Annotated in this window: 17 protein-coding genes and 1 tRNA gene; 7 read left to right on the top strand and 11 right to left on the bottom strand. The window is 72.7% G+C overall.

Features of this window, described 5'->3' with window-relative positions:
* Positions 1–103: 103 nt before the first annotated feature.
* On the bottom strand, positions 104–1,177 hold the full coding sequence (locus AQJ54_RS13805; RefSeq protein ID WP_159055521.1) for a right-handed parallel beta-helix repeat-containing protein: 1,074 nt from the start codon (positions 1,175–1,177) through the stop codon (positions 104–106).
* A gap of 241 nt (positions 1,178–1,418) precedes the next feature.
* Here AQJ54_RS13805 and AQJ54_RS13810 point away from each other — a divergent pair, with 241 nt between their 5' ends.
* On the top strand, positions 1,419–2,423 hold the full coding sequence (locus AQJ54_RS13810; protein ID WP_062237444.1) for a glycosyltransferase family protein: 1,005 nt from the start codon (positions 1,419–1,421) through the stop codon (positions 2,421–2,423).
* Positions 2,424–2,430: 7 nt separating this feature from the next.
* Entirely contained in the window at positions 2,431–3,924 is a 1,494-nt protein-coding gene (locus AQJ54_RS13815) for an oligosaccharide flippase family protein (protein WP_062237445.1), read from the top strand.
* A gap of 27 nt (positions 3,925–3,951) precedes the next feature.
* Here the strand turns inward: AQJ54_RS13815 and AQJ54_RS13820 are convergent, their stop codons facing one another.
* From AQJ54_RS13820 to AQJ54_RS13845, 6 genes are read right to left on the bottom strand one after another with little or no spacing between them, the layout of a single operon-like run.
* Positions 3,952–4,710, bottom strand: a complete 759-nt coding sequence (locus tag AQJ54_RS13820; RefSeq protein ID WP_062237447.1) for a TylF/MycF/NovP-related O-methyltransferase — start codon at positions 4,708–4,710, stop codon at positions 3,952–3,954.
* A gap of 4 nt (positions 4,711–4,714) precedes the next feature.
* Positions 4,715–5,992 carry an O-antigen ligase family protein gene (locus tag AQJ54_RS13825; protein ID WP_062237449.1) on the bottom strand — a complete coding sequence of 426 codons (1,278 nt, stop codon included), beginning with the start codon at positions 5,990–5,992 and terminating at the stop codon, positions 4,715–4,717.
* 31 nt (positions 5,993–6,023) lie between these two features.
* On the bottom strand, positions 6,024–7,502 hold the full coding sequence (locus tag AQJ54_RS13830) for a tyrosine-protein kinase domain-containing protein (protein ID WP_062237451.1): 1,479 nt from the start codon (positions 7,500–7,502) through the stop codon (positions 6,024–6,026).
* On the bottom strand, positions 7,493–8,656 hold the full coding sequence (locus AQJ54_RS45625) for a glycosyltransferase family protein (protein WP_062237453.1): 1,164 nt from the start codon (positions 8,654–8,656) through the stop codon (positions 7,493–7,495). The genes AQJ54_RS13830 and AQJ54_RS45625 overlap by 10 nt, the downstream gene beginning before the upstream one ends.
* 4 nt (positions 8,657–8,660) lie before the next feature.
* Entirely contained in the window at positions 8,661–9,668 is a 1,008-nt protein-coding gene (locus tag AQJ54_RS13840; RefSeq protein ID WP_062237455.1) for an LCP family protein, read from the bottom strand.
* A gap of 44 nt (positions 9,669–9,712) precedes the next feature.
* A complete protein-coding gene (locus AQJ54_RS13845) occupies positions 9,713–12,445 on the bottom strand; it encodes a DegT/DnrJ/EryC1/StrS family aminotransferase (RefSeq protein WP_062237457.1) in 2,733 nt (910 codons plus the stop codon).
* 163 nt (positions 12,446–12,608) lie between these two features.
* Here AQJ54_RS13845 and AQJ54_RS13850 point away from each other — a divergent pair, with 163 nt between their 5' ends.
* Positions 12,609–13,349, top strand: a complete 741-nt coding sequence (locus AQJ54_RS13850) for a TetR/AcrR family transcriptional regulator (RefSeq protein WP_062237459.1) — start codon at positions 12,609–12,611, stop codon at positions 13,347–13,349.
* Between the two features lie 9 nt (positions 13,350–13,358).
* On the opposite strand, the gene AQJ54_RS13855 is transcribed toward AQJ54_RS13850, so the two are convergent.
* The 3 genes from AQJ54_RS13855 to AQJ54_RS13865 all read right to left on the bottom strand — a co-directional run bounded on the left by AQJ54_RS13855 (position 13,359) and on the right by AQJ54_RS13865 (position 15,304).
* Positions 13,359–14,342, bottom strand: coding sequence for an aldo/keto reductase (locus tag AQJ54_RS13855; RefSeq protein WP_062237461.1), 984 nt, complete (start codon positions 14,340–14,342; stop codon positions 13,359–13,361).
* Between the two features lie 97 nt (positions 14,343–14,439).
* Entirely contained in the window at positions 14,440–15,102 is a 663-nt protein-coding gene (locus tag AQJ54_RS13860) for an NUDIX domain-containing protein (RefSeq protein WP_062237463.1), read from the bottom strand.
* Between the two features lie 128 nt (positions 15,103–15,230).
* Positions 15,231–15,304: transfer RNA gene (locus AQJ54_RS13865), tRNA-Pro, on the bottom strand.
* A 99-nt stretch (positions 15,305–15,403) separates the two neighbouring features.
* Here AQJ54_RS13865 and AQJ54_RS13870 point away from each other — a divergent pair.
* From AQJ54_RS13870 to AQJ54_RS13885, 4 genes are all read left to right on the top strand, one after another.
* Complete coding sequence (locus AQJ54_RS13870; protein WP_062237465.1) at positions 15,404–15,994, top strand: DUF309 domain-containing protein; 591 nt, start codon at positions 15,404–15,406, stop codon at positions 15,992–15,994.
* A gap of 388 nt (positions 15,995–16,382) precedes the next feature.
* The gene (gene cobF / locus AQJ54_RS13875) at positions 16,383–17,156 is read left to right on the top strand and encodes a precorrin-6A synthase (deacetylating) (RefSeq protein ID WP_062237467.1); all 774 of its coding nucleotides are present in this window, start codon (positions 16,383–16,385) and stop codon (positions 17,154–17,156) included.
* A 75-nt stretch (positions 17,157–17,231) separates the two neighbouring features.
* The gene (locus AQJ54_RS13880; protein WP_107121060.1) at positions 17,232–19,364 is read left to right on the top strand and encodes an MDR family MFS transporter; all 2,133 of its coding nucleotides are present in this window, start codon (positions 17,232–17,234) and stop codon (positions 19,362–19,364) included.
* Positions 19,365–19,407: 43 nt separating this feature from the next.
* On the top strand, positions 19,408–19,866 hold the full coding sequence (locus AQJ54_RS13885) for a hypothetical protein (protein WP_062237471.1): 459 nt from the start codon (positions 19,408–19,410) through the stop codon (positions 19,864–19,866).
* Here the strand turns inward: AQJ54_RS13885 and AQJ54_RS13890 are convergent.
* Complete coding sequence (locus tag AQJ54_RS13890; RefSeq protein ID WP_062237473.1) at positions 19,853–20,599, bottom strand: cobalt-precorrin-6A reductase; 747 nt, start codon at positions 20,597–20,599, stop codon at positions 19,853–19,855. The two genes, AQJ54_RS13885 and AQJ54_RS13890, sit on opposite strands and share 14 nt — an antisense overlap.
* Between the last annotated feature and the right edge of the window lie 25 nt (positions 20,600–20,624).

Below are 20,624 nucleotides of genomic sequence, written 5' to 3' on the forward strand. Positions count from 1 at the left end.
ATCCTCACCCCGACATGGTGGGTCGAGTCTGTATATTTACGGTGTATACGTACACCCTAACCACGGGACGGAAGGGGAGACAACCGCGACAACCGCTCCCCTTCTAGGAGATCTGCGTGGCGACGTTGGTGAACGTGTTGCCCGAGGTGTCCCCGAGGGCGGAGAAGTAGTTCAGGATCGCCGGGGAGAGATTGGTGAACCGGTTGTCCGTGATGTCGGGCCTGATGCCGTAGTTCAGCTCGACTCCGGCACCCCCGGCGTCATGGATGTCGTTCGCCGTGACGGAGACGGTGCTCGTGTTCAGCGTTCCGCTGCTGTTGCCGATGATCAGGCAGCCGGCGCTCAGCCCGGCCCCGCTGATGTCGTTGTTCCGGAACACGATGTTCGTGCCAACGCAGTCGAACAGGGCCGCCAGGATTCCGTACCGGGAGCCGGTGCCCGAAAGGGCCGCTCGTGTGATCGTGTTGTACTCGACCAGGATGTCGGAGATCACGTCGGTGACGGCGTTCCGCTCGATGTCGATCGCGCCCGGCATGTCGGGGCGGGCCATGTCGGTGAACGTGTTGTGGTGGATGTGCACGTTCGTTCCCGAGGTGACGCTGACGCCGTTGCGGTTGCTGTTGGTCCCGGTGAACGTGCAGTCGCGGACCTCGATGGTGTGCCCGGTGTTTCCGGCGGAGCCGACGTTGATGTACACGCCGTCGCCGATGATGTTGTAGAACTCGCAGTTCATGACCAGGACATCGCTGATATCGCCGTGCACCCTGATCTGGTGGCGGTGCTGGTTCCAGACGCCGTTCTGGTTCTGCACGTTCCCGTCGAACTTCAGGCCGTCGACGGTGACACCGTTTCCGCCCACGCGCAGGATGCCGTCGTCGCTGCTGTCCGTGGTGGTCGCGTTCGCGGTCCTGAGGACCGCGCCGTTGCCCTCGACATAACACCCGGCAGGGATCAGCAGGTCATCGACGAGGTACGTCCGGCCGGCCGGGAAACGCAGCCGCTTGCCGGCGGCAGCGTTCGCGGCGAGCTGGGGCGTCGCGTAGTCGGTGACGAGGACGACGTCGGTGTTGGTCGCGCCCTTGGCGGGGCGCGGCGGCTTCGCCGCGAGCAACGGCAGGGCCATCAGTCCCAGCATCGATCTGCGGGACAGCGATCCCGACCCGGAAAAGACGCCCACGGGCAAACCTCCTGAACAGCATGCGGTCGGACGGGTCCCGGAGCATATGTCGACAAACCGATTACCGGAACTCGCGGAATTCGCAGAACTCGGCACGAAAGCGCACATCCGCTTGAATCCCCGCACACAGACGGCGGATTGGCTTCACGTGTGGCATCGACCACAGGCCCGGCCACCGTATGAGGATCATGCAATTCTACGCATACAGGACAGTTGGTTCATACCGCCATAGAATCGAACGGTGGACGACTCCCCCGTACCACTGCCGGGCGCGGCGTTCTACACGGTCGCCGACCGGCGGTTCTTCCCCGGGCTGGTGGCGCTGCTCAACTCCCTGCGGTTGACGGGCCACGAGGAGCCCCTGGTCGTCGTCGACATCGGCCTGTCGCCCCAGCAGCGGGAAATGCTCGCGGACCACGTCCTCCTCGTGGAGCCGCCCTCGCCCGACATGCCGGCCGTGTTCGTCGCCCCCTACGGTCCCCTGCGTCGCCCCGCGGAGGTCGCGGTCCTCATCGATGCGGACATCATCGTCACCCGGCCGCTGACGGAGCTCACCGAGGCCGCCCGGCAGGGCCGGATCGTGGCCTTCGTCGACTGCCTGCCCAACAGCCACCGCTTCCACCCCGAGTGGCAGACCACCCTCGGGCTCGGCCCCCTGCGGCGCCGGCGCTATCTGAACGCCGGTTTCCTCGCCTACCCGCATGCCCTGACCGAACGGCTCCTGCCGCCGTGGACCGAGGGGCAGCGGACCATCGGCGTCGCGCACAGCAGATACGGCAGCGCGACCCTGGACGACCCCTTCTACTTCGCCGACCAGGACGTGCTGAACGCGGTGCTCGCGGCCCGCTTCGAGGACGACGAGCTCCTCGTCCTCGACCACCGGCTGGCTCCCCACCCGCCCTTCCCGGGCCTCGATCTGGTCGACCGAGACCGCCTGACGTGCCGGTACGGCGACGGAGCCGAACCCTTCCTCCTCCATCACGTGCTGGCCAAACCGTGGCTCAGGGCGACTCGGGACACCGTCTACTCCACGCTCATGACCCGGCTGCTCCTGGCGCCCGACGTCGCCCTGCGGCTGGACCCGCCGGCCCTGCCGCTGCGGCTGCGCGAGGGGCGGGCCGCCGCTCTCGACCGGCGCAGGGCCGACGCGGTGACCCTCGTCCACGACCACGGCCGGCACCAGCTCGGACGGTTCGGCATCAGGACCCGGCTGGCCCGCCGACGCGCACGGCGGGCCACCCGCTGAAGTCAGCATGGGTGCCGGGCGAGGGCACGGCGAGGACGAGGTCCTCACGGGCAGCGAGCTGAAACGGCGCGCCAAGGCGGGCGTCTTCGTCGTCAGCACCCGCGGCCTGGTGATCCTGCTGCTGGGGTTCGCCGGGAACGTGGTCGTGGCCCGGCTGCTGGAACCCCGGGACCTCGGCGTGGTCGCCGTCGGCATGTCCTTCGTGCTGTTCGCCGGGCTCGTCTCCGACGGCGGTCTGGGCGCCGGGCTCATCCGCCGGGAGCAGCCCCCGAGCGGCGAGGAGCTCGGCGCCCTGAGCGCGCTGCAACTGGGCCTGACGCTGGCGATGACGGCGCTCGCCGCGGCCGTGGCCGTCCCGCTCGGCCGGGTCGCCTGGGTGACCGCCGTCATGGTCGCCTCCATGCCGTTCGTCGCCCTCCAGTTCCCCGGCCGGATCCTGCTGGAGCGGGCCCTGCTGTACCGGCGGCTGGTGGTCGTGGAGATGTCCCAGGTGCTGTGCTACCAGGCGTGGGCGATCGGCACCGTGGCGGCCGGGTTCGGGGTGTGGGGGCTCGCCACGGCGACCGTGGTCCGGGCCCTCGTCGGGGCGGTGGTGATGGGGTGCGTGTGCCCCGACGGGCTGGTGCGGCCCCGGCCGAGGTTGCGGCTCATCAGGCCGCTCGTCGGGTTCGGCCTGCGGTTCCAGGCGGTCAACGCGACCTGGCTGCTGCGCGACCAGCTCCTCAACGTGTGCGTCGCTGCTGTCGGCGGGGTCGCCCAGCTGGGCCTGTGGGCCCTGGCCAAGCGGCTGATGGAGGTGCCGTACCTGATCCTCCAGTCGCTGTGGCGGGTCTCGTTCCCCACGATGTCCCGGCTGGTCTCCGACCGGGACCGCAGCACGCGCCTGGTCCAGCAGGCCGTCGAGATCACCTCGGTCGGCATGGGCTTCGTGCTGACCGCGCTCGCCGGTTCCGCGCCGGGGCTGGTGCCCGGTCTCTTCGGGCCCCAGTGGCGGGACGCCGCCGCGGCCGTGCCCGGCGCCTGTCTGGGGCTGGCCGTGGGAGGGTCGGTCTCGGTGGCCGCCCAGGGCTACCTGTACGCGCTCGGCGACGCGCGGACCGTGCTACGGGCGGGCCTCCTCCAGGCGGTGACCTGGTTCGCGGTCACCGTGCCGCTGCTCGTGCCGCTCGGGGTGGCGTCCGTGGGCCTCGGCTGGTGCGCGGCGGGGGTGGTGGAGGCGCTGGTGATCGGCCGGGCGACCACGCGCAGCATTCCCGTGCGGCTGGCCCGCCCGCTCATCGCTCCCGTCCTCGCCGGCGTGGGCGCGGCCGCGGTGGGCTGGGCGGTGTCCGCACGGGGTGGCGGCACCCTGTGGTCCGGTCTCGCGGGCGGCGGCTGCTCCGCGGCGCTCTTCGCGGTCGCCATGACCGTGGCAGACCGGCACCTGGTCCGGCGCACCTGCGCCTTCGCCGCGAGCTCGGTCCGCGCGGCACTGTCCCACCGGGCGGCGGAGGAGGGGTGAGCCGGTGACTCGACCAGCCCACGGCCCTCAGGGCTTGACCGCGATCCGCCCCTCGTCCATCCGCAGCAACAGCAGCCGCTCGCCGGTCCGTTCCAGGAACTCGTCCACCGCTCGGCGTGATCCCTGCCAGGTGCCGTAGTCGTCGATCAGCAGGACTCCGCCGGGGACCAGGCGCGGGTACAGGTGCTCCAGTTCGTGCCGGGTGGAGGCGTACCAGTCCGTGTCGAGGCGCAGGATCGCGATCCGCTCGGGCGCCCGTCCGGGCACGGTGTCCTCGACCAGGCCCCGCACATAGTGGATCCGCTCCTTCGGGTACGGGATCGGCGCGAAGCCCGACTTGACGTCCTCGAGGCTCGCCACGGCCCTGATCAGACTGTCCGGGTCGGCGTCGGCGAGCAGGCGGTCGGCCGGTTCCCCGTCGTTCCTGCGGTCGTGCCGGGTCGGCGGCGGCATGCCCTCGAAGGTGTCGAAGAGGAACAGCTCGCGGTCGGCGGCGCCGAGCGAGAGAAGGGTGCGGGCCACGGCGTGCATGCTGCCGCCCCGCCAGACCCCGCACTCCACCATCGCACCCGGGACGCGGTGGCGCACGACGTAACGGGTCGCCAGGATCAGCGCGTTGACGCGCTCGGCAGGCGTCATGGAGTACGGCCGGACCGCCGTGATCACCGCTTTCGCCTCCTCGTCGTAGTCGGCGGGGTAGGCGGCCGCGGCCGACCGGGGCACCCGCCGGACCTCGAACCCCGTGACGCGCCGCAGTCCCGCGTTGGCCCTGCGCTTCCATGACATGGCGTCAGCTCCTTGTGCCGGAGGGCGGCGGCCCGCCCGGGTCCTTCTCGGACGCGCGGACCAGCGCGGTGGCGAGCCCGAGGGAGAGGTAGAAGAGCACCCGCAGGACCGTGCCCTCGAAGCTCGACTCGACCGCGAAGACGACGAGTTGGGCGACGAGCGTGAACCCGACGACCCGGGCGGGCCCGCTGGTGCGCCACCGGGAGAAGAAGAACACGGCCGTCCCGGCCAGGACGAGCGAGACCAGGGCGCCCAGCAGGACCCCGAAGTACACCATCTGCTGGAGATAGGTGTCGTGGACCCGCGCGAGGTCCGCCATGCCGTCGGGGGCCGCTCCCCCGCCGTAGCCGAGGAACGGCCGCTCGGCGATCTTCTCGACGGCCTCGACGGCGAACTCCGAGCGGATGAGGACGTTGGCCGGGCTGAACCGGCTGGCCACCAGGGTGTGCGGGAGCAGCCGGTACAGCAGCGCGACGGCGATCACGGCCACCGCCAGGGCGGCGACGGCCTTTCCGAACACCCGGCCGCCCGCCCACCGGCTGCGGAGCAGGCTTCCCAGGGCCGCCAGGACGGCTGCCGTCAGGAGGCCGAGGACGACCCCGCGGGAGAGGGTGCCGAGGACCGCGGCGAGCGTGACGTACCCGGCCACGGTGAACCACCGCTCGTGCCGCACATGGCCCCAGTACAGGAGCAGCGGGACGAAGAAGGCCAGCACGGTGGCGAGATTGTTCGAGGGGCCCAGGGCGGGGTGGGACAGCCTCGTGTAGTACGAGAGGTAGCGGTCGGAGTCGGTGGGCAGCCCGGGCTCCTCGGGACCGAAGCCGGGCACGCGCAGCAGGAGCAGCACGGCGGGCACGACGAGCAGACAGGCGTAGCGCCTGATGTACGTCATGACGCGGTCCGGTGAGGCGTCCCGGAGTTCCCGCACGACGAAGAGGTAGGCGACGACGCCCTCCCCGTAGACGAGCGTGGCGCGGAAGGTCGCGCCCGGGTCCTGCGTCCACAGCATCGACAGGCCGCAGACGGCCGCCGGGACGCACAGCAGGGCGAAGAGCCCCGGGTATCCCAGGTCCAGGGGTGCGCAGGCCAGGTCGAGGAACAGGGTCAGCGCGGCGACGGCCAGCAGGATGTCCAGCACGGAGACCGAGTCGATCCCCGGCACGGACCTGAGCACGCGCACCGGCATCGCGGCCGCGATCAGGACCAGCATCAGCAGGACGCGGGGGCGTGCGCCGGGACCGGCCCCCGTGGCCGGGCGGGCGGGTGCGCTCGCGGTCGTCATGAGCCGGCCCCGCTCCGGGTCCCATGCGTCCTCACCGGGGTTCCGCCTTCGAGGCGCGCCGGGGACCGCCGCCGTTTCCCGGGGACCATTCCGCCGTGTGGGACCTGCCGCGGTCCTCACGGCGCACATCACGCCCGTTCAGGCGGGCGGGCGGGGAGACCGCCGGTACGTACGGCCTGCTGCGCCGCCGCCGCTCCCCGCTGAGCACGGCGCCCAGCACGCCCACGCCGACCGAGCGCAGGCGCTGGACCGACTGGACGAAGTCCGGTACGCGGGTGACCCCGGCCTCCGCCACGAGGATCACCTGTCCCACGGCCCGGGCCACGACCGTCGCGTCGCTCCGGGTCAGCACGGAAGGTGCGAGGAAGACCACGGCGTCGGCCCGTGCGGTGAGCCGGCCGCGCAGGTCGGCGACCTCCGCCTGGCGCAGCGGCGGGGTGTCGGCGCCGGGTTCCGCGACGCGCCCGGCGAGAACCCGCAGCGGCACGTCGTCGTGCCAGGTCCGCAGGGCCTCGTCGAGGGAGACCCGGCCGTCCAGGACGTCCGTCAGCGCCCAGGGGGACGACAAGCCGAGCAGATCGGCCAGCTGGACGCGGGAGCGCTGGGCGTCGACCACGATCGTCCGTGTGCCGCTCTCGGCCAGGGCGATCGCCAGCCCGGCGGCGACACCGGCCGGCTCCTCCCCGCCGAGGGGCGAGGTCACCACGTACGCCCGGGCCCCGGCACCGCGGGCGGGGATCTCGGTCGTCAGAGCCAGCCACCGGAAGGCCTGGGCCCGCACCGGCGCGTCGGGCAGCCCCGTCCGGAACTCGAGGTCCCGGTTCCGCCCGCCCCGGGGCAGGACGCCCAGGACGTCGACGTCCGTGTTCTGCTCCAGGTCCTGGACGTCCCGGATCCGGGTGTCCGTGACCTCACGGCCGACCGCCCACACGAGCCCGAGGAACAGGCCCACGGCGAGCCCGAGGAGGATGTCGAAGTCCTTGTGCGGGGAGACCGGTCCGTCGAGGAGCTGCACGGGCTCCAGCGTCCTGACGTTGATCACGGGTGCCTTCCCGTCGCCCTGCTGCCCGGAGTTCTCCGCGGACGAGACGATCCTGGAGAACGCCGGTCCCAACGCCTGCGCGATCTCCCGGGCCTGCCGGGCCGAGCGGTCCCTCACCGTGACGTCGATGACCGCGGTGTCGGTCGGGTTGTCCGCCGTGATGTGGCTCTTCATGTGCTCCACCGAGTACGGCAGCCCCAGTTGGTCGGTGAGCTGCCGCAGCACGGACTGACCGGTCAGCAGGGTCGTGTACGACTTGGCGCGCTGCTGGGAGAGGAGCGCGCCCTGGTAGGCCTGGCTGGAGTCCTCCCCCGGGGCGGAGACGGTCACCAGCATCTGGGCCTTGGCCGCGTAGACCGGCGACTGCGACTGGGCCACCGCGGCCCCGGCGGCCGCGCCCAGGAGCGTCAGCAGGAGGATCGCCACCCAGTGGAGGCGCAGCAGACGGCGATAGGCGTTCAGGTCCATGTCGAGTCCCTGGAGGGATGGGGGTCGTCGCCGAGCAGGCGTTCCAGCGGGCGCAGGGTCTCGTCCCAGCTCAGACGCTCGGCCTGGGCGTACGCCTCGTCGCTGACCGACCGCCACCGGCGCTCCTCGCCCAGGTCCTCGACGACGGCACGGAAGGTGTCCTCGGTGTAGGGCACCGAGCCGCGCAGCAGGTCCAGATGGCGCCGCCAGGAGGGGACCAGCACGGGCAGGCCGTACGACAGGTAGTGGACGTGCTTCGAGGAGAATCCCTCCCGGCGCAGCTGGTCCTCGCTGCATGTGACCAGGCCCAGTTGGTAGTTCCGCAGCACGTCGGTCGAGGGGGCGTAGCCGAGGTAGTGGAGGCCGAGCGCGGGGTCGGGCGGGGGGCCGCCGTAGACGTCGATGCGGGGGTACAGCGCGGCCAGGCGCGAGAGCAGGGCCGGGTTGTTGAAGCCGGCGGTCACGTTGCCGAGGTAGACGATGCGCGGCGGCGCGGCGAACTCCGCCCGCAGCGGCGAGGGAGCGCAGCCGAAGTTGAGTGACATCAGGTTGCGCCCGCTGATCCCGTAGTGCTCGACCGCGTAGCGCGCGTACGAGTCCCAGTGCAGGGCCAGATGGTCGACGCCCTCGAAGAGGGCCGTCTCCAGCCGCCGCAGTTTGTGGTGCTGCCGTTCGGTCACCCTGCCGTCGAAGTACACCTCGTCCGCCCACGGGGCCGGGGCGTCGTAGAGCGTGCGGGCCGAGGTGGCCTCGGTCAGCACCCCGGCGTCGTAGACGGTCTCGCAGATCACCAGGTCGAAGTCGTCGAGGGGCAGTTCCCGTCTGAGGATCGCGCGCCGCAGCCGGTGGTCGGCCACGAGCAGGTAGTAGGACAGGTGCCGTCGGCCGAAGCGCCAGCGCCGGGTCAGCGCGGCCGCGGTCGCCTCGGTCGCGTAGAGGGCGGCCTTGCGGAGGCCGGGTGCGGGGAGTCGGCCGGCGAGCCGTGCCGGGGCGCGCCGGGACCTGCTCAAGTGGTAGGTGTCGACGAGACGTACGTCGTGCCCCCGTTGCCGCAGGAAGCGCTGGATCTCGACGGGCTTCACGCCGTTGGCGTAGGCGTCGAGCTGGCAGATGACGAGGACGCGCCTGGTCGCCCTCGTGGGCACGCTGGTCAACGGACTACCTCCTCGCGGTGGCGGGTTCCTTTACCGGGCGGTCTCCGGCTTCGAGGGCGCGGACCTGTGCGCGCAGCGCGGGCCGGTCGAGGATCAGGGCGTACTGGCCGCGGATCATCTCCGACCGGATGATCGGCGCGGTATCGAACCGGGTCTTCGCCGCGTCCAGGTGACGCAGCCCGAAGGCGAGGTCGCGCAGGTCGCCGTTCGACATCCGGTCGTCGACGCTCACCGCGCGCGTGATCGCGTCGAGCATGCGGTCGGTGGCGAGCGGGTCGGTGACGCTGATGTCGGCACGGACCTGGCCGACGAGGCTGTGCAGGAACTGCTGCTGGCGTTTGATGCGGTCCAGTTCGCCGCCGGGCAGGCCGTGCCGCTGGCGGACGTAGGCCAGCGCCTGTTCACCGTTCAGGACGTGGGTGCCGGCGGTGAAGTGCCGGTGCTGCTCGGGGTCGTAGGTATCGCGCTCGATGGTGACGGGGACGCCGCCGACGGCGTCGGTGAGGGCGCGGAAGCCGTGCCAGTCGATGACGCCGAAGTGGTCGACGCGGGTGCCGGTGAGCTGCTCCACGGTCCGGATGAGCAGCGGCGGTCCGCCCCAGGAGAAGGCGGCGTTGATCTTCGCCGAGCCGTGGCCGGGGATCGGGACCCAGCTGTCCCTGGGGAGGGACAGGGTGGAGGCGCTGCGTTCGTCGCCGCTGAGGTGCACCAGCATGAGCGTGTCGCTGCGCTGTGCGCCGTACTTCCACAGCGGGCCGGTGGCGTCGCTGCCGGTGGTCGGGCGCCGGGAGCGGCTGTCGACGCCGGCGAGCAGGAAGGTCGTACCGCCGTCGTGGCCGGGGGGCTTGGGCGGGCGGGGGCCCTTGGGGAAGGCGTCGGGAATGCGGGTGACCTGGTCGCCGTAGTGCTCGGTGGCCCACCAGAAGCCGCCCGCCCCGAGGCCCAGCAGTGCGAGGACGGTGACCAGCGCGACCACGAGGACGCGGCGCAGCAGGTGGCGGGGGCGCCGCACTCGCGGTCTCGGCTCCCAGGTCGGCCACCGGCGGGGCGCGGGCATCAGAAGTCGTCCGGGTACGGGTCGGCCAGCCCGGCGTGCGGCTCGGGGGCCGGTGCCGGGGCGGGGAAGCCGGGCAGCAGGTCGGCGAGGACGCGGCGCACCTCGTCGGTGTCGCCGCTGTCGGCGGCGGCGTACAGCTCGGGCAGGCGCCGGCCGAGGTCGGCGGTGTGCTCGTCCGGGGAGGTGACGGCGAGGATGCGGGGGTGGGCGGTGCGGCTGTGCTGCTCCCCGCTGGCGAACAGCGTCTCGTTGAGTTTCTCGCCGGGGCGCAGACCGGTGTAGCGGATGTCGACGTCGGGGACGTGCAGGGAGCGGGCGTACCCGCGGACGAGGTCCACGATCCGCACCGGGCGCTCCATGTCGAGCACCAGCACCTCGCCGCCGCGGGCCATCCGCGCCGCTTCCAGGACCAGGCCCACGGCCTCCTCCACGGTCATGAAGAAGCGGGTCGCGTCGGGATGCGTGACGGTCACCGGGGAGCCGGCGCCCAGTTGCTGGGCCACGACCGACAGCAGGGAGCCCCGGCTGCCGAGGACGTTGCCGAAGCGGACGGCGGCGAAGACCGTCCCGGGCGGGGCGCTGCGCTGGGCGCGGTGCACGATCAGCTCGGCCAGCCGTTTCGTGGCGCCGAGCACCGACACCGGGTCGGCCGCCTTGTCGGTGGAGATCAGCACGAACCGCGCGGTGCCGGCCGCCGTGGCGGCCCGGACCAGGTTCTCGGTGCCGCGCACGTTCGACTTCACGCCTTCGCAGGGGTGCAGTTCGAGCAGCGGCAGGTGTTTGTGCGCGGCCGCGTGGAAGACCACCTCGGGGCGCAGCCGGCGGAAGATCTGGTCGATGCGGGGGCGGTCGCGGATGTCCGAGATCACGATGTCGTCGGAGTGCAACGCGTCGCCGTGCAGCTCCAGTTGGAGCCGGTGCAGGTTCGACTCGTCGTGGTCCAGGAGGAACAGGCGGCTGGGGCCGAAGGCATGGACCTGGTGGCACAGCTCGCTGCCGATCGAGCCGCCGGCACCGGTGACCAGGACCCGCCGTCCGGCGATCGTGGCGCCGGCCTCGGGGCTGACGACATGCATCTCGGCGCGGCCGATCAGCGCGCGCACGTCCAGTTCCCGCATGTCGTCGCCGACCACGTCCCGCCGGAGCGCGGCGATGAACGACGGCAGGTAGCGCACGCTGGCCCCGGCGGCCTCGGCGGCCCGCGCCACCCGGCGGAACCTGGCCGGGGCCAGCCCCGGGATGGCCACCACCACCGCCTCGGCCCGGTGCAGCGGCACGACGCTGCCGGTGTCCTCCAGGGTGCCGAGGACGGGCAGGCCCCCGATGAGGGCCGCCCGGCGCTTGGCCGGGTCGTCGTCCAGGAAGCCGACGGGGTCCAGCCCGTACTGCGGGGTGTGCGCGAGGTCCCGGGCCAGCGCCCGTCCGGCCTCGCCCGCGCCGATGACCAGGGTGCGCAGGCCGGCGGGACGGCGGGTGCGGGCGGCGTAGCGCGCGAGGTGGGCGCAGACGCGGTCGACCGAGCGCTCGGGCAGGTGCGGGTACAGGGGCAGGGACAGCAGCTGCGGGAACAGCGCGTCGGCGCCCGGCAGGCCGCCCGGCGGGATGATCGCGGCCTGCCGGAAGTACGGCATGTGGTGCAGCGGGATGAAGTGGACCGAGGTGCCGATGCCGTGCGCGGCCAGTCGCTCGACGAGTTCGTCACGGCTCGTCCCGTACGACTCGAGCACCCGGACGACCTGGAGGTGGCGGGCGTGCCGGCCGGGCGCGGGAGAGCGCAGCGGTTCGATGCCCGGTACGGCCGCCAGCGCCGCCGCGTACTGCTCGGCGAGGGCGTCACGGCGGTTCTGCCACGCGGCCAGGTGGCGGAGCTGGGCCCGCCCGATGGCGGCCTGCACGTCCGTCATGTTGGCCTTGAGCCCGGCCTCCTCGACGGTGTAGCGCCAGGTCCCGCCGGGCAGTGCGCGCCGCCAGGCGTCGGCGGACATGCCGTGCAGCCGGCCGCGGCGGATCCGGTCGGCGAGCAGCGGATCGCCGGTGGTGACCATGCCGCCCTCGCCGATCGGCAGGTTCTTGGTGGCGTAGAAGCTGAAGCAGGTCGCCCGCGACACGCCGCCCACGGGGCGCTCCCCCACCGTGGCGCCCAGGGCGTGCGCGGCGTCCTCGACGACGCGGGTGAGGGGCAGTCCGGCGGCCTCGGCGAGTGCGGCGACGGGTGCGGGGGCGCCGGTGTAGTGCAGGACCATCATGGCCGCGGGCCGGCCGCATGCGGCGGCCGCGGCGGTGACGGTGGCGGGCGTGGGCATCCCGGTGGCGGGGTCGACGTCGACGAGGACGGGTCGCAGTCCGGCGTGGAGGATGGCCTGGGCCGCTCCGCAGAAGGTCAGCGCCGGGACCAGGACGGGCGCGCCGGCCGGCAACGCGAGGGCGCGCAGCGCCAGTTCGAGGGCGGCCGTGCAGGAGCTCACCGCGACGGCGTACGGGGCCGAGACGTACGCCGCGAAGTCGTCCTCGAAGTGTTCGGTCTCGCGGCCGGTGGTGACCCAGCCCGAGGCGAGCACCTTCTGCGCGGCCCGCCGGGCCTCCGGGCTGATCCAGGTCGTGGCGAAGGGGACGTCCCGCCGGTCGGGTCCCGCCGGCCCGTCGGCGCCGCGCGCTACGGGTTCGAGGTGGTCCTGGGGAGGCCTGCGGTGGTCCGGCGGTTCCTGTCGGGACCGCAGCCGGTGGACGGTCATCTCGCGCTCCCACTTCTGGCTCTCCCGGGGGCGGTGCTCGGGCAGACGCCCTCATGTCCTGAAAGCGTATATTTACGCCGTATACGTACACCCTGCCCCGGGTCATGCGTAGAGTCAACACAGGCGGAACGCACCGCGCGGAGCGACTCACTGGAGGCGAGGCATGGCAGGTGAGCGGGCTGAGGAGCGGAGCGGCGGCGCCCGGGCGGCGGCAGGACCGGCACGCCGCGCCGGCGACCGCGGCCGCTACGGCCGGCTGAGCCGGGAGCGCGTCCTGGCCAGCGCCCTGGAACTCGTCGACCGCGAGGGCCTGTCGGCGCTGAGCATGCGCCGCCTCGGCGCCGAGCTCGGCGTCGAGGCGATGGCGCTCTACCGCTATGCCGACAGCAAGGACGCCCTCCTGGACGGGCTGGTGGAAGCCCTGTACCTGGAACTGGAGGAGCGGCTCGCCCGGGAGCCCGCGGCGCCTTCCTGGCGTGCCGGACTGCACCGCGTGGCCCGGGCGACGTACGACGTCTGCCTCGCCCATCCCCAGGCCGTCCCGCTGCTCGCCACGCGCATGCTCGCCGTCCCGCTGGCCCGCCGGCCGCTCGCTGTGCTGAGGGATCACGAGAGAGTGCTCACGCTGCTGAGGGAGAGCGGCCTGGACGACGCCGGGGTGGCCGCGACCTTCCGGGGGTTCACCTCCTGGCTGCTGGGCTATGTGGCGGTGGAGCTACGGCCGATGGTGGACAACCCCGAGGAGTCGGATCCGGCGTTCCGGCTCGGCCTGCACCACATGCCGTCCCGGGAACTGCCCGTCCTGCGGGAGACCGCCCCCGCCCTCGCCGAGCGGGGCGGGGTGGTGGGGCTGACGGAGGGGCTGGACGCACTGCTCGACCGGTTCACGGGCACACAGGGGTGAGCTGACCGCTCAATGGACCCCGTCCAGCCGCGCCCGCTGTTCCGGCGTGAGCTCCAGGTCCACCGCCGCCAGGTTCTCCTCCAGCTGGGCCACCGACGACACCCCCGCCAGCGGGACGATCGGCAGGTCGCCGCCGATCTGCCAGGCCAGGACGACCTGGTTCACACTCGCGCCGGTCTCCTTCGCCACCTCGGCCAGGACCTTCAGGCGGGACGCGGTGCCCGGGTGGTCGAAGTCCGCGGGCAGCCGCTCCGGGTGGGTGTAGGCGCCCTTCAGGAGCGGTGAGTAGGCGACCAGGGTGAGTCCGGGTTCCGCGCGCAGATAGCTCAGCAGGTCCGGGCCGGCGTGCCCGAGGCTGCCGTCGGGGAACAGGGGCTCGGGGACGTCGGTACGGGGGCGGAGGTGGCTGTGGGCGTACTGGAGGACCTCGTAGCCGGGGAGCCCGGCCGCCGCCGCGAGCGCCCGGGCCCGCTCCACACGCCAGGTGGCGTGGTTGCTCACCCCCAGCAGGCCCACCGTGCCCTCGGCCACCAGCCCGGCGAACCCCTCGACCGTCTCCTGGAGCGGCACGCCGTGGTCCTCGATGTGCGCGTACAGCAGGTCCAGCTTGTCGACGCCGAGCCGTTCCCGGCTGCGCTCCGCGGACTCCCGGATCACCTTCGCCGACAGGCCCTCGGCGTTGTCGGCGTAGCCCGTGCCGGGGGCCAGCGGGCGGGCGCCGAGCTTGGTGGCGATGACGACCTCGCCGCCGATGCCGCGGCTGCGCCGCCACCGGCCGAGCAGTTCCTCGCTCTGGCCGCCCTGGCCGCCGTCCTCCCAGTAGGCGTAGTTGTCGGACGTGTCGATGAAGGTGCCGCCGGCCTCGACATACCGGTCGAGAACCGCGAACGAGGTCTTTTCGTCGGCCCGTGAGCCGAACAGCATCGCGCCGAGCGCGAGGACGCTGACCTCGCGACGGGTCGCCGGATCGGTGCCGATGGTGCGGTACTTCATGGTGATTCCCTCCCGTGTGTACCCGTCTCGGGGGCACACACGGGAGTCTTCATCTTGAAGCGCACTTCAAGTCAAGGGCCCGCGTGCCCACTTGCGCTCACTTCGCGAACGGGCCCTCCAGCGCCGCCCATTGGAGCAGCATGATCGTCTTGGCGTCGGCGATCTCCCCGGTGCGGATCATCTCCAGGGCCCGGCGGAAGGGCAGTTCGAGGATCTCGATGTCCTCGCCCTCCTCGTCGAGGCCGCCGCCCTCGTGGGTGCGGGTCGACGCGGCGTACTCGGCGGCGTAGAAGCTGACGCGTTCGGTGACCGAACCGGGGCTCATGTAGACGTCGAAGACGTGCCGGACCTCGCCGATGGTGTGCCCGGTCTCCTCCACGACCTCGCGCCGCACCGCGATCTCCGGGTGCTCGTCATCGTCGTCGAGCAGGCCGCCCGGGGTCTCGATGAGCAGTCCGTCCGGGTGGCCGTTGACGTACACCGGGTAGCGGAACTGCCGGGTGAGCAGGACGGTCTCGCGTGCCCTGTCGTACAGGAGCATGGTGGCCCCGTTGCCGCGGTCGTGGGTCTCGCGCTGCTGGGTGCTCCAACTGCCGTCGGCGTGCTGGATGTCGAAGGTCGTGGCCCGCTCGACGTACCAGTGGCTGGACAGCAGGGTCACCTCCCGGACCCTGACGCGTGGATTGCCGGTCAGGTCCAGGCCGGTGCGGTCGAGTCCGGTGCGGCCCCGGCGGTCGGGGGTGTCGATGCCCGCGGTCATCGGACACCGGCCGGGCGGCGGGAGCAGCGGGGGAAGTGCGAGTTGGTCATGACCGCTTCTACCACTCCGGCACGGGACGTACGAAAAGGGCCCCCACGGACTCTCGCCCGCGAAGACCCTTCGCACCGTCGGGACGACAGGATTTGAACCTGCGACCCCTTGACCCCCAGTCAAGTGCGCTACCAAGCTGCGCCACGTCCCGGTGTGCCGACCCGCGGTGACCGCGGGAACGCGCGTACAGAACTCTACCCCACCTCGGGGGCTCGTCCGAAGCAGGCACCGGGCGCGGGACAATCGGGGCATGGCCAGTACATCCTCAGGACGCCAGGCGGACGCACGGGACCGGGACGAGGAGGGGCGGGCGCGCAACGCACGGGACCGGGGCGACGACGGGCAGGTACGCGACGCACGGGACCGGGACGAGGAAGGGCGGGCGCGCAACGCGCGGCCGCGGGACGGGCTCGGGCGGCCGCTGCCGTACGGCTCCGAGGGCGTCGCCCGGCAGCCGGAGGGCGTGGTCCGCACACCGCGGGAGACGGTGACCGAGGCCCAGGACCTGCTGGACGCCGGGCGTCCCTTCCACGCCCACGAGGTCTTCGAGGACGCCTGGAAGTCGGGCCCCGAGGAGGAACGCGGCCTGTGGCGGGGGCTGGCCCAGCTCGCCGTGGGCCTCACGCACGCGGCCCGCGGGAACGTCACCGGCGGCGCAAGGCTGCTGCGGCGCGGCGCCGGGGCGGTGACGGAGTGGGCCGCGTCGGGGGCCGGGCGGCAGCGGCCGTACGAGATGGACCTGGCCGGTCTCGCGCAGTGGGCGCGGGCGCTGGCGGAGGAGGTGGAACGGACGGCGGCACCGGTGGACGCCCGGACCCGCCGCCCGCGGCTGCGGGGGTGACGGGCGGGCCCCGTGGCCCGGCGGTGCTCCCGGGGGGCGCCGGGTGGCCGTCCCCGCCGCGGCCGCGGGGGTGACGCGCGGACCCCGTGCCCCGGCGGTGCCGCGGGGAGAGCCGACGGGTGGCCGTCACCGGCCCGGGTGGCAGGGCACGGGAGCATCGCGCCCCCGGCCGCGGGCCCCACGCGGCGCGACCGGTGCCACGGAGCCCGGTGGGGCCCGACGCGGCCTGACCGGTGCCACGAAGCCCGGTGGGGCTCGACCGGTGCCACGGAGCCCGGTGGCCCGGCGTACGGGCCGGGCGCCGCTCTCCCCCCACCGAGAACCCCCGCGCACCCGTAAGCCCCGACGCGGTGACCTCGCTGTCAGTGGGGTGCGGCAGACTCGGGGGGTGCGAAAGATTCATGTCATCGGTATCGGCGCGGGCGACCCCGAGCAGCTGACCCTTCAGGCGGTCCGGGCGCTGCGGAGCACGGACGTGTTCTTCGTCCTGGACAAGGGCGAGGTGAAGAGCGACCTGACGCAGCTGCGCCGGGACATGCTGGACACGCACATACCCGAGGGCACCTACCGGGTGGTCGAGGCCCAGGACCCGGAGCGGGACCGGCGGGCGGGCGGCTCCGCGTACTCCCCCGCCGTCGGGGACTGGCGCAGCGCCCGCGCCGACATCTACGAGCGGCTGATCTCCGAGGAGCTGGGTGAGGAGGAGAGCGGCGCGTTCCTGGTGTGGGGCGACCCCGCGCTGTACGACAGCACGCTCGGCATCCTGGAGGAGATCCTGGAGCGCGGCTCGGTGGACTTCGACTACGACGTCGTGCCCGGCATCAGCAGTGTCTCGGCGCTCGTCGCCCGTCACCGCACCGGCCTGAACCGCGTCGCCCGCCCCGTCCAGATCACCACCGGCCGGCGTCTCGCGGAGGGGTTCCCGGAGGGCGTGGACGACGTGGTGGTGATGCTCGACGCCCACCAGTCCTTCCGTGCCTACGCCGACCAGGACATCGACATCTACTGGGGCGCCTACATAGGCACACCGGACGAGATCCTCGCGTCAGGACCGATCGCCGAGGCCGCCCCCCGGATCGAGCGGCTGCGCGCCGAGGCCCGGGAGCGCAAGGGCTGGATCATGGACACGTATCTGCTCCGCCGTCATCCGAAGCAGGAGTAGGAATAGGCACCGGAAAGGGGCCGTCCCGCGGGAGCCCGCACGCAGGCACTCGCCCGGACCGCCCGGCATGCACGGATGGCCCAGCGGTGTGATCGTGCCCTTGTGACAGTCGCCGAGCACCCCGCGGAGTCCGCACCGCCCGCCGCCACCGCCCCCGCCGACCAGCCGCCCGTGCTGGACGCGCGCCGGCGCAACGTCGTCTTCGTGACGATCATGCTGGGGATGCTGCTCGCCGCCCTCGACCAGACGATCGTGGGCACCGCGCTGCCGACGATCGTCTCGGACCTCGGCGGCGCCGAGCACATGTCGTGGGTCGTCACGTCGTACCTCCTCGCGGAGACCGTCTCGACCGTGCTGGTCGGCAAGTTCGGTGACCTGTTCGGGCGCAAGGTGGTCTTCCAGGTCTCGGCGATCGTGTTCATCACGGGCTCGTTCCTGTGCGGTCTCGCCTCCGACATGTCGTTGCTGATCACCTGGCGGGCGATGCAGGGAGTCGGGGCCGGCGGTCTGATGGTGACGGCGATGGCGCTGATCGCCGACGTCATCCCGCTGCGCGAGCGCGGCAAGTACCAGGGCGCCATCGGGGCGGTGTTCGGGGTGGCCACCGTCATCGGGCCGTTGCTGGGCGGGCTGTTCACCGACCATCTGACCTGGCGCTGGGCGTTCTACGTCAACGTCCCGATCGCGATCGTCGTGGTCTTCGCGGCCGCCCGCACCATCCCCGTCGTCAGGTCGGCCGTGCGGCCGGTGATCGACTACCTGGGCATCGCGTCCGTCGCGGTGGGCGCCAGCGCCCTGATCCTGGCGACGAGCTGGGGCGGCAACGAGTACGCCTGGGGCTCCGGCGTCATCATCGGCCTGTTCGTCGGCGGCGCCCTCGCCCTCGGGCTGTTCTGCTGGGTGGAGACCCGGGCCGCCGAACCCATGCTGCCGATGCGGCTGTTCGGCAACCCGGTGTTCACGGTCTGCTCGATCCTGAGCTTCATCGTCGGCTTCGCGATGCTGGGCGCGATGACGTATCTGCCGACCTATCTCCAGTACGTCGACGGCGACTCCGCGACCATCTCCGGTGTACGGACGCTGCCCATGGTGATCGGCCTGCTGATCGCGTCGGTGGCCAGCGGCAACGTGGTGAGCAAGACCGGTCACTACCGGCTCTTCCCGATCGCCGGCTCGCTGGTGATGGGGCTCGGACTGTTCCTGATGTCCCTGATGGGGCCGTCCACGGGCGCCTGGCTGGAGTCCCTGTACATGTTCGTGCTGGGCACCGGCATCGGGCTGTGCATGCAGGTTCTGACCATCGCCGTGCAGAACACCGTCGAGTACGCCGACCTCGGCACGGCGACCTCGGGCGTCACCTTCTTCCGTACGCTGGGCAGTTCCTTCGGCACCGCGGTGTTCGGCACGATCTACACCAACACCCTGACCCCGAACCTCAAGGACGGCATCGCCTCCGCCGTACGGGCGGGCGGCGGCGGCCTGGACCCGGCCACGGTCACCAGGGCCGCGACCAGTCCGGAGGGACTGCACCGACTGCCGTCGGCCGTCGCCGCACCGATCATCGAGGCGTACGCCGACACCCTCCAGACCGTCTTCCTGTGGACCGTGCCGGTGGCCGGGCTGGGTTTCGTCGTCGCCCTGTTCCTCAAGCAGGTCCAACTGCGGGACAGCGCACGGGCCGGCTCGACCGACCTGGGCGAGGGGTTCGCGTCACCGTCCGGGGCGGACTCGCAGCGGGTGCTGGAGGCGACCGTGGGGAAGATCATCGGCAGTACCGACCTGGACACCGCGCGCCGGATCATCGGGGACTCCGACACCCGGCTGGACATCGCCGGGGCCTGGGCGGTGATGCAGGTGGAGCTGCACACGCGGATGGTCGGCCACGCCAGCCTCGGCATGATCGCCGCGCGCCGGCATCTGCCGCCCGAGGTGCTGCTGCCGGTCTTCGACCGGATGGTCGAGGAGGGCTATCTGACCCGGGCGGGCCATCTCTTCTCGCACACCGAGGGCGGCGCGCGCGAGGCCCGGGTCATCGGCACCGCGTGGGGCAACTGGCTGGCGGACCGGGTGCAGCAGGACATCGGCCGCCCCTCGGGCACGGACCTGCGCGCCGCCGTGGACACGATCGCCAAACGCCTCCTGGTGGAGGACCTCAGCACCGGACTCCCGCAGCGCACGAGGGAGGCGGCGGAAAGCGCCGCCGCCTGAAAACCGTGTGCCCGGCGGACCGCGCGGACGCCATACTCACGGCATGTCCCCCGCCCCCGTCCGTTTCCACGATCCCGGTTCGACGGCCTACGACTTCTGCCGCTCGGCCCTCGTGCGGTGTCCGCGCTGCGACCGGATCGCCCACTTCGAGCGGACCGGGCGCTGGAAGACGAGCGCGCCCGGGGAAGGGGCGGCTCGGCCGGAGACGCGCGTGATCTGCCGCTCGTGCGGGCTGGCCCGGACCATGAACGGCTGCTGTCGGCCCCCGCTCTGGCTGCAGGCCGGGACGCGGCACGGGGAGCTGTGGGCGTACGACCTCGCGCATCTGGACCTGATCCGGCGGTTCGTGGCCGCCTCGCTGCGCGAGCGGGACCCCTGGTACGAGCACGGCCGGAAGATGACCCTCGTCGCCCGGCTGCCCGTGTGGGTCAAGCGCGCGCGGAACCGCGACGAGGTGCTCCGCACGATCGACCGCATGCGGGCCTCGGTCACGGCGCGTTGAGCTCCAGCCACCGCAGGACTCCCGCGAGATCCGGTACTTCCGTGACCCCGTCCGGCAGGGGCGGTCGGCGTACGACCACGACGGGCAGGGCCAGTTCGCGGGCGGCGGTGAGCTTGGCGGCCGTGGCCGCTCCCCCGCTGTCCTTGGTCACCAGGACGTCGATGCGGTGAGCCCGCAGGAGCGCCGACTCGTCCTCCACCGTGAACGGGCCGCGGGCCAGGAGGACTTCGGTGTGCGGCGGCATCGGCGGCTCGGGCGGCTCCACCGACCGTACGACGAAGTGCAGGCCGGTGAGCGGGGCGAACGCGGCGAGGTCCATCCGGCCGGTGGTCAGGAACACGCGTCGGCCGAGGCCGGGCAGCGCCGCCGCGGCCTCGTCGAGGGAGTCGACCAGGTGCCAGCGATCCCCCGGACCGGGGTGCCAGCCGGGGCGGCGCAGCACCAGCGAGGGCACGCCGGTCGCCGCGGCGGCCCGGGCCGCGTTGCCGGTGATGCCGCGGGCGAAGGGATGCGTGGCGTCGACCAGGGCGTCGACGTGCTCCTCCCGCAGCCACTCGGCGAGCCCCTCCGCCCCGCCGAAGCCCCCCACCCGCACCTCCCCCGCGACCGCCCCCGGCCGCGCCACCCGCCCCGCGAGGGAGGTGGTGACACGCACCCCCTCCCGGCCCGCGAGCACGGCGGCCAGCTCACGCGCCTCGGTGGTACCGCCGAGAACCAGGACGTGGGGGGACATGACGGCCAGCGTACGAGATGCCACG

Origin of the sequence: Streptomyces griseorubiginosus (assembly GCF_001514195.1) — a bacterium.
Lineage (GTDB): Bacteria > Actinomycetota > Actinomycetes > Streptomycetales > Streptomycetaceae > Streptomyces > Streptomyces griseorubiginosus.

Bases quoted from the DNA above. Each gene is read 5' to 3' on its own strand.
- AQJ54_RS13815 (WP_062237445.1), top strand. From the start codon at position 2,431: ATGGGTGCCGGGCGAGGGCACGGCGAGGACGAGGTCCTCACGGGCAGC.
- AQJ54_RS13820 (WP_062237447.1), bottom strand. From the start codon at position 4,710: ATGTCATGGAAGCGCAGGGCCAACGCGGGACTGCGGCGCGTCACGGGG.
- AQJ54_RS13825 (WP_062237449.1), bottom strand. From the start codon at position 5,992: ATGACGACCGCGAGCGCACCCGCCCGCCCGGCCACGGGGGCCGGTCCC.
- AQJ54_RS13830 (WP_062237451.1), bottom strand. From the start codon at position 7,502: ATGGACCTGAACGCCTATCGCCGTCTGCTGCGCCTCCACTGGGTGGCG.
- AQJ54_RS13845 (WP_062237457.1), bottom strand. From the start codon at position 12,445: ATGACCGTCCACCGGCTGCGGTCCCGACAGGAACCGCCGGACCACCGC.
- AQJ54_RS13850 (WP_062237459.1), top strand. From the start codon at position 12,609: ATGGCAGGTGAGCGGGCTGAGGAGCGGAGCGGCGGCGCCCGGGCGGCG.
- AQJ54_RS13855 (WP_062237461.1), bottom strand. From the start codon at position 14,342: ATGAAGTACCGCACCATCGGCACCGATCCGGCGACCCGTCGCGAGGTC.
- AQJ54_RS13860 (WP_062237463.1), bottom strand. From the start codon at position 15,102: ATGACCGCGGGCATCGACACCCCCGACCGCCGGGGCCGCACCGGACTC.
- AQJ54_RS13870 (WP_062237465.1), top strand. From the start codon at position 15,404: ATGGCCAGTACATCCTCAGGACGCCAGGCGGACGCACGGGACCGGGAC.
- AQJ54_RS13880 (WP_107121060.1), top strand. From the start codon at position 17,232: ATGGCCCAGCGGTGTGATCGTGCCCTTGTGACAGTCGCCGAGCACCCC.
- AQJ54_RS13885 (WP_062237471.1), top strand. From the start codon at position 19,408: ATGTCCCCCGCCCCCGTCCGTTTCCACGATCCCGGTTCGACGGCCTAC.
- AQJ54_RS13890 (WP_062237473.1), bottom strand. From the start codon at position 20,599: ATGTCCCCCCACGTCCTGGTTCTCGGCGGTACCACCGAGGCGCGTGAG.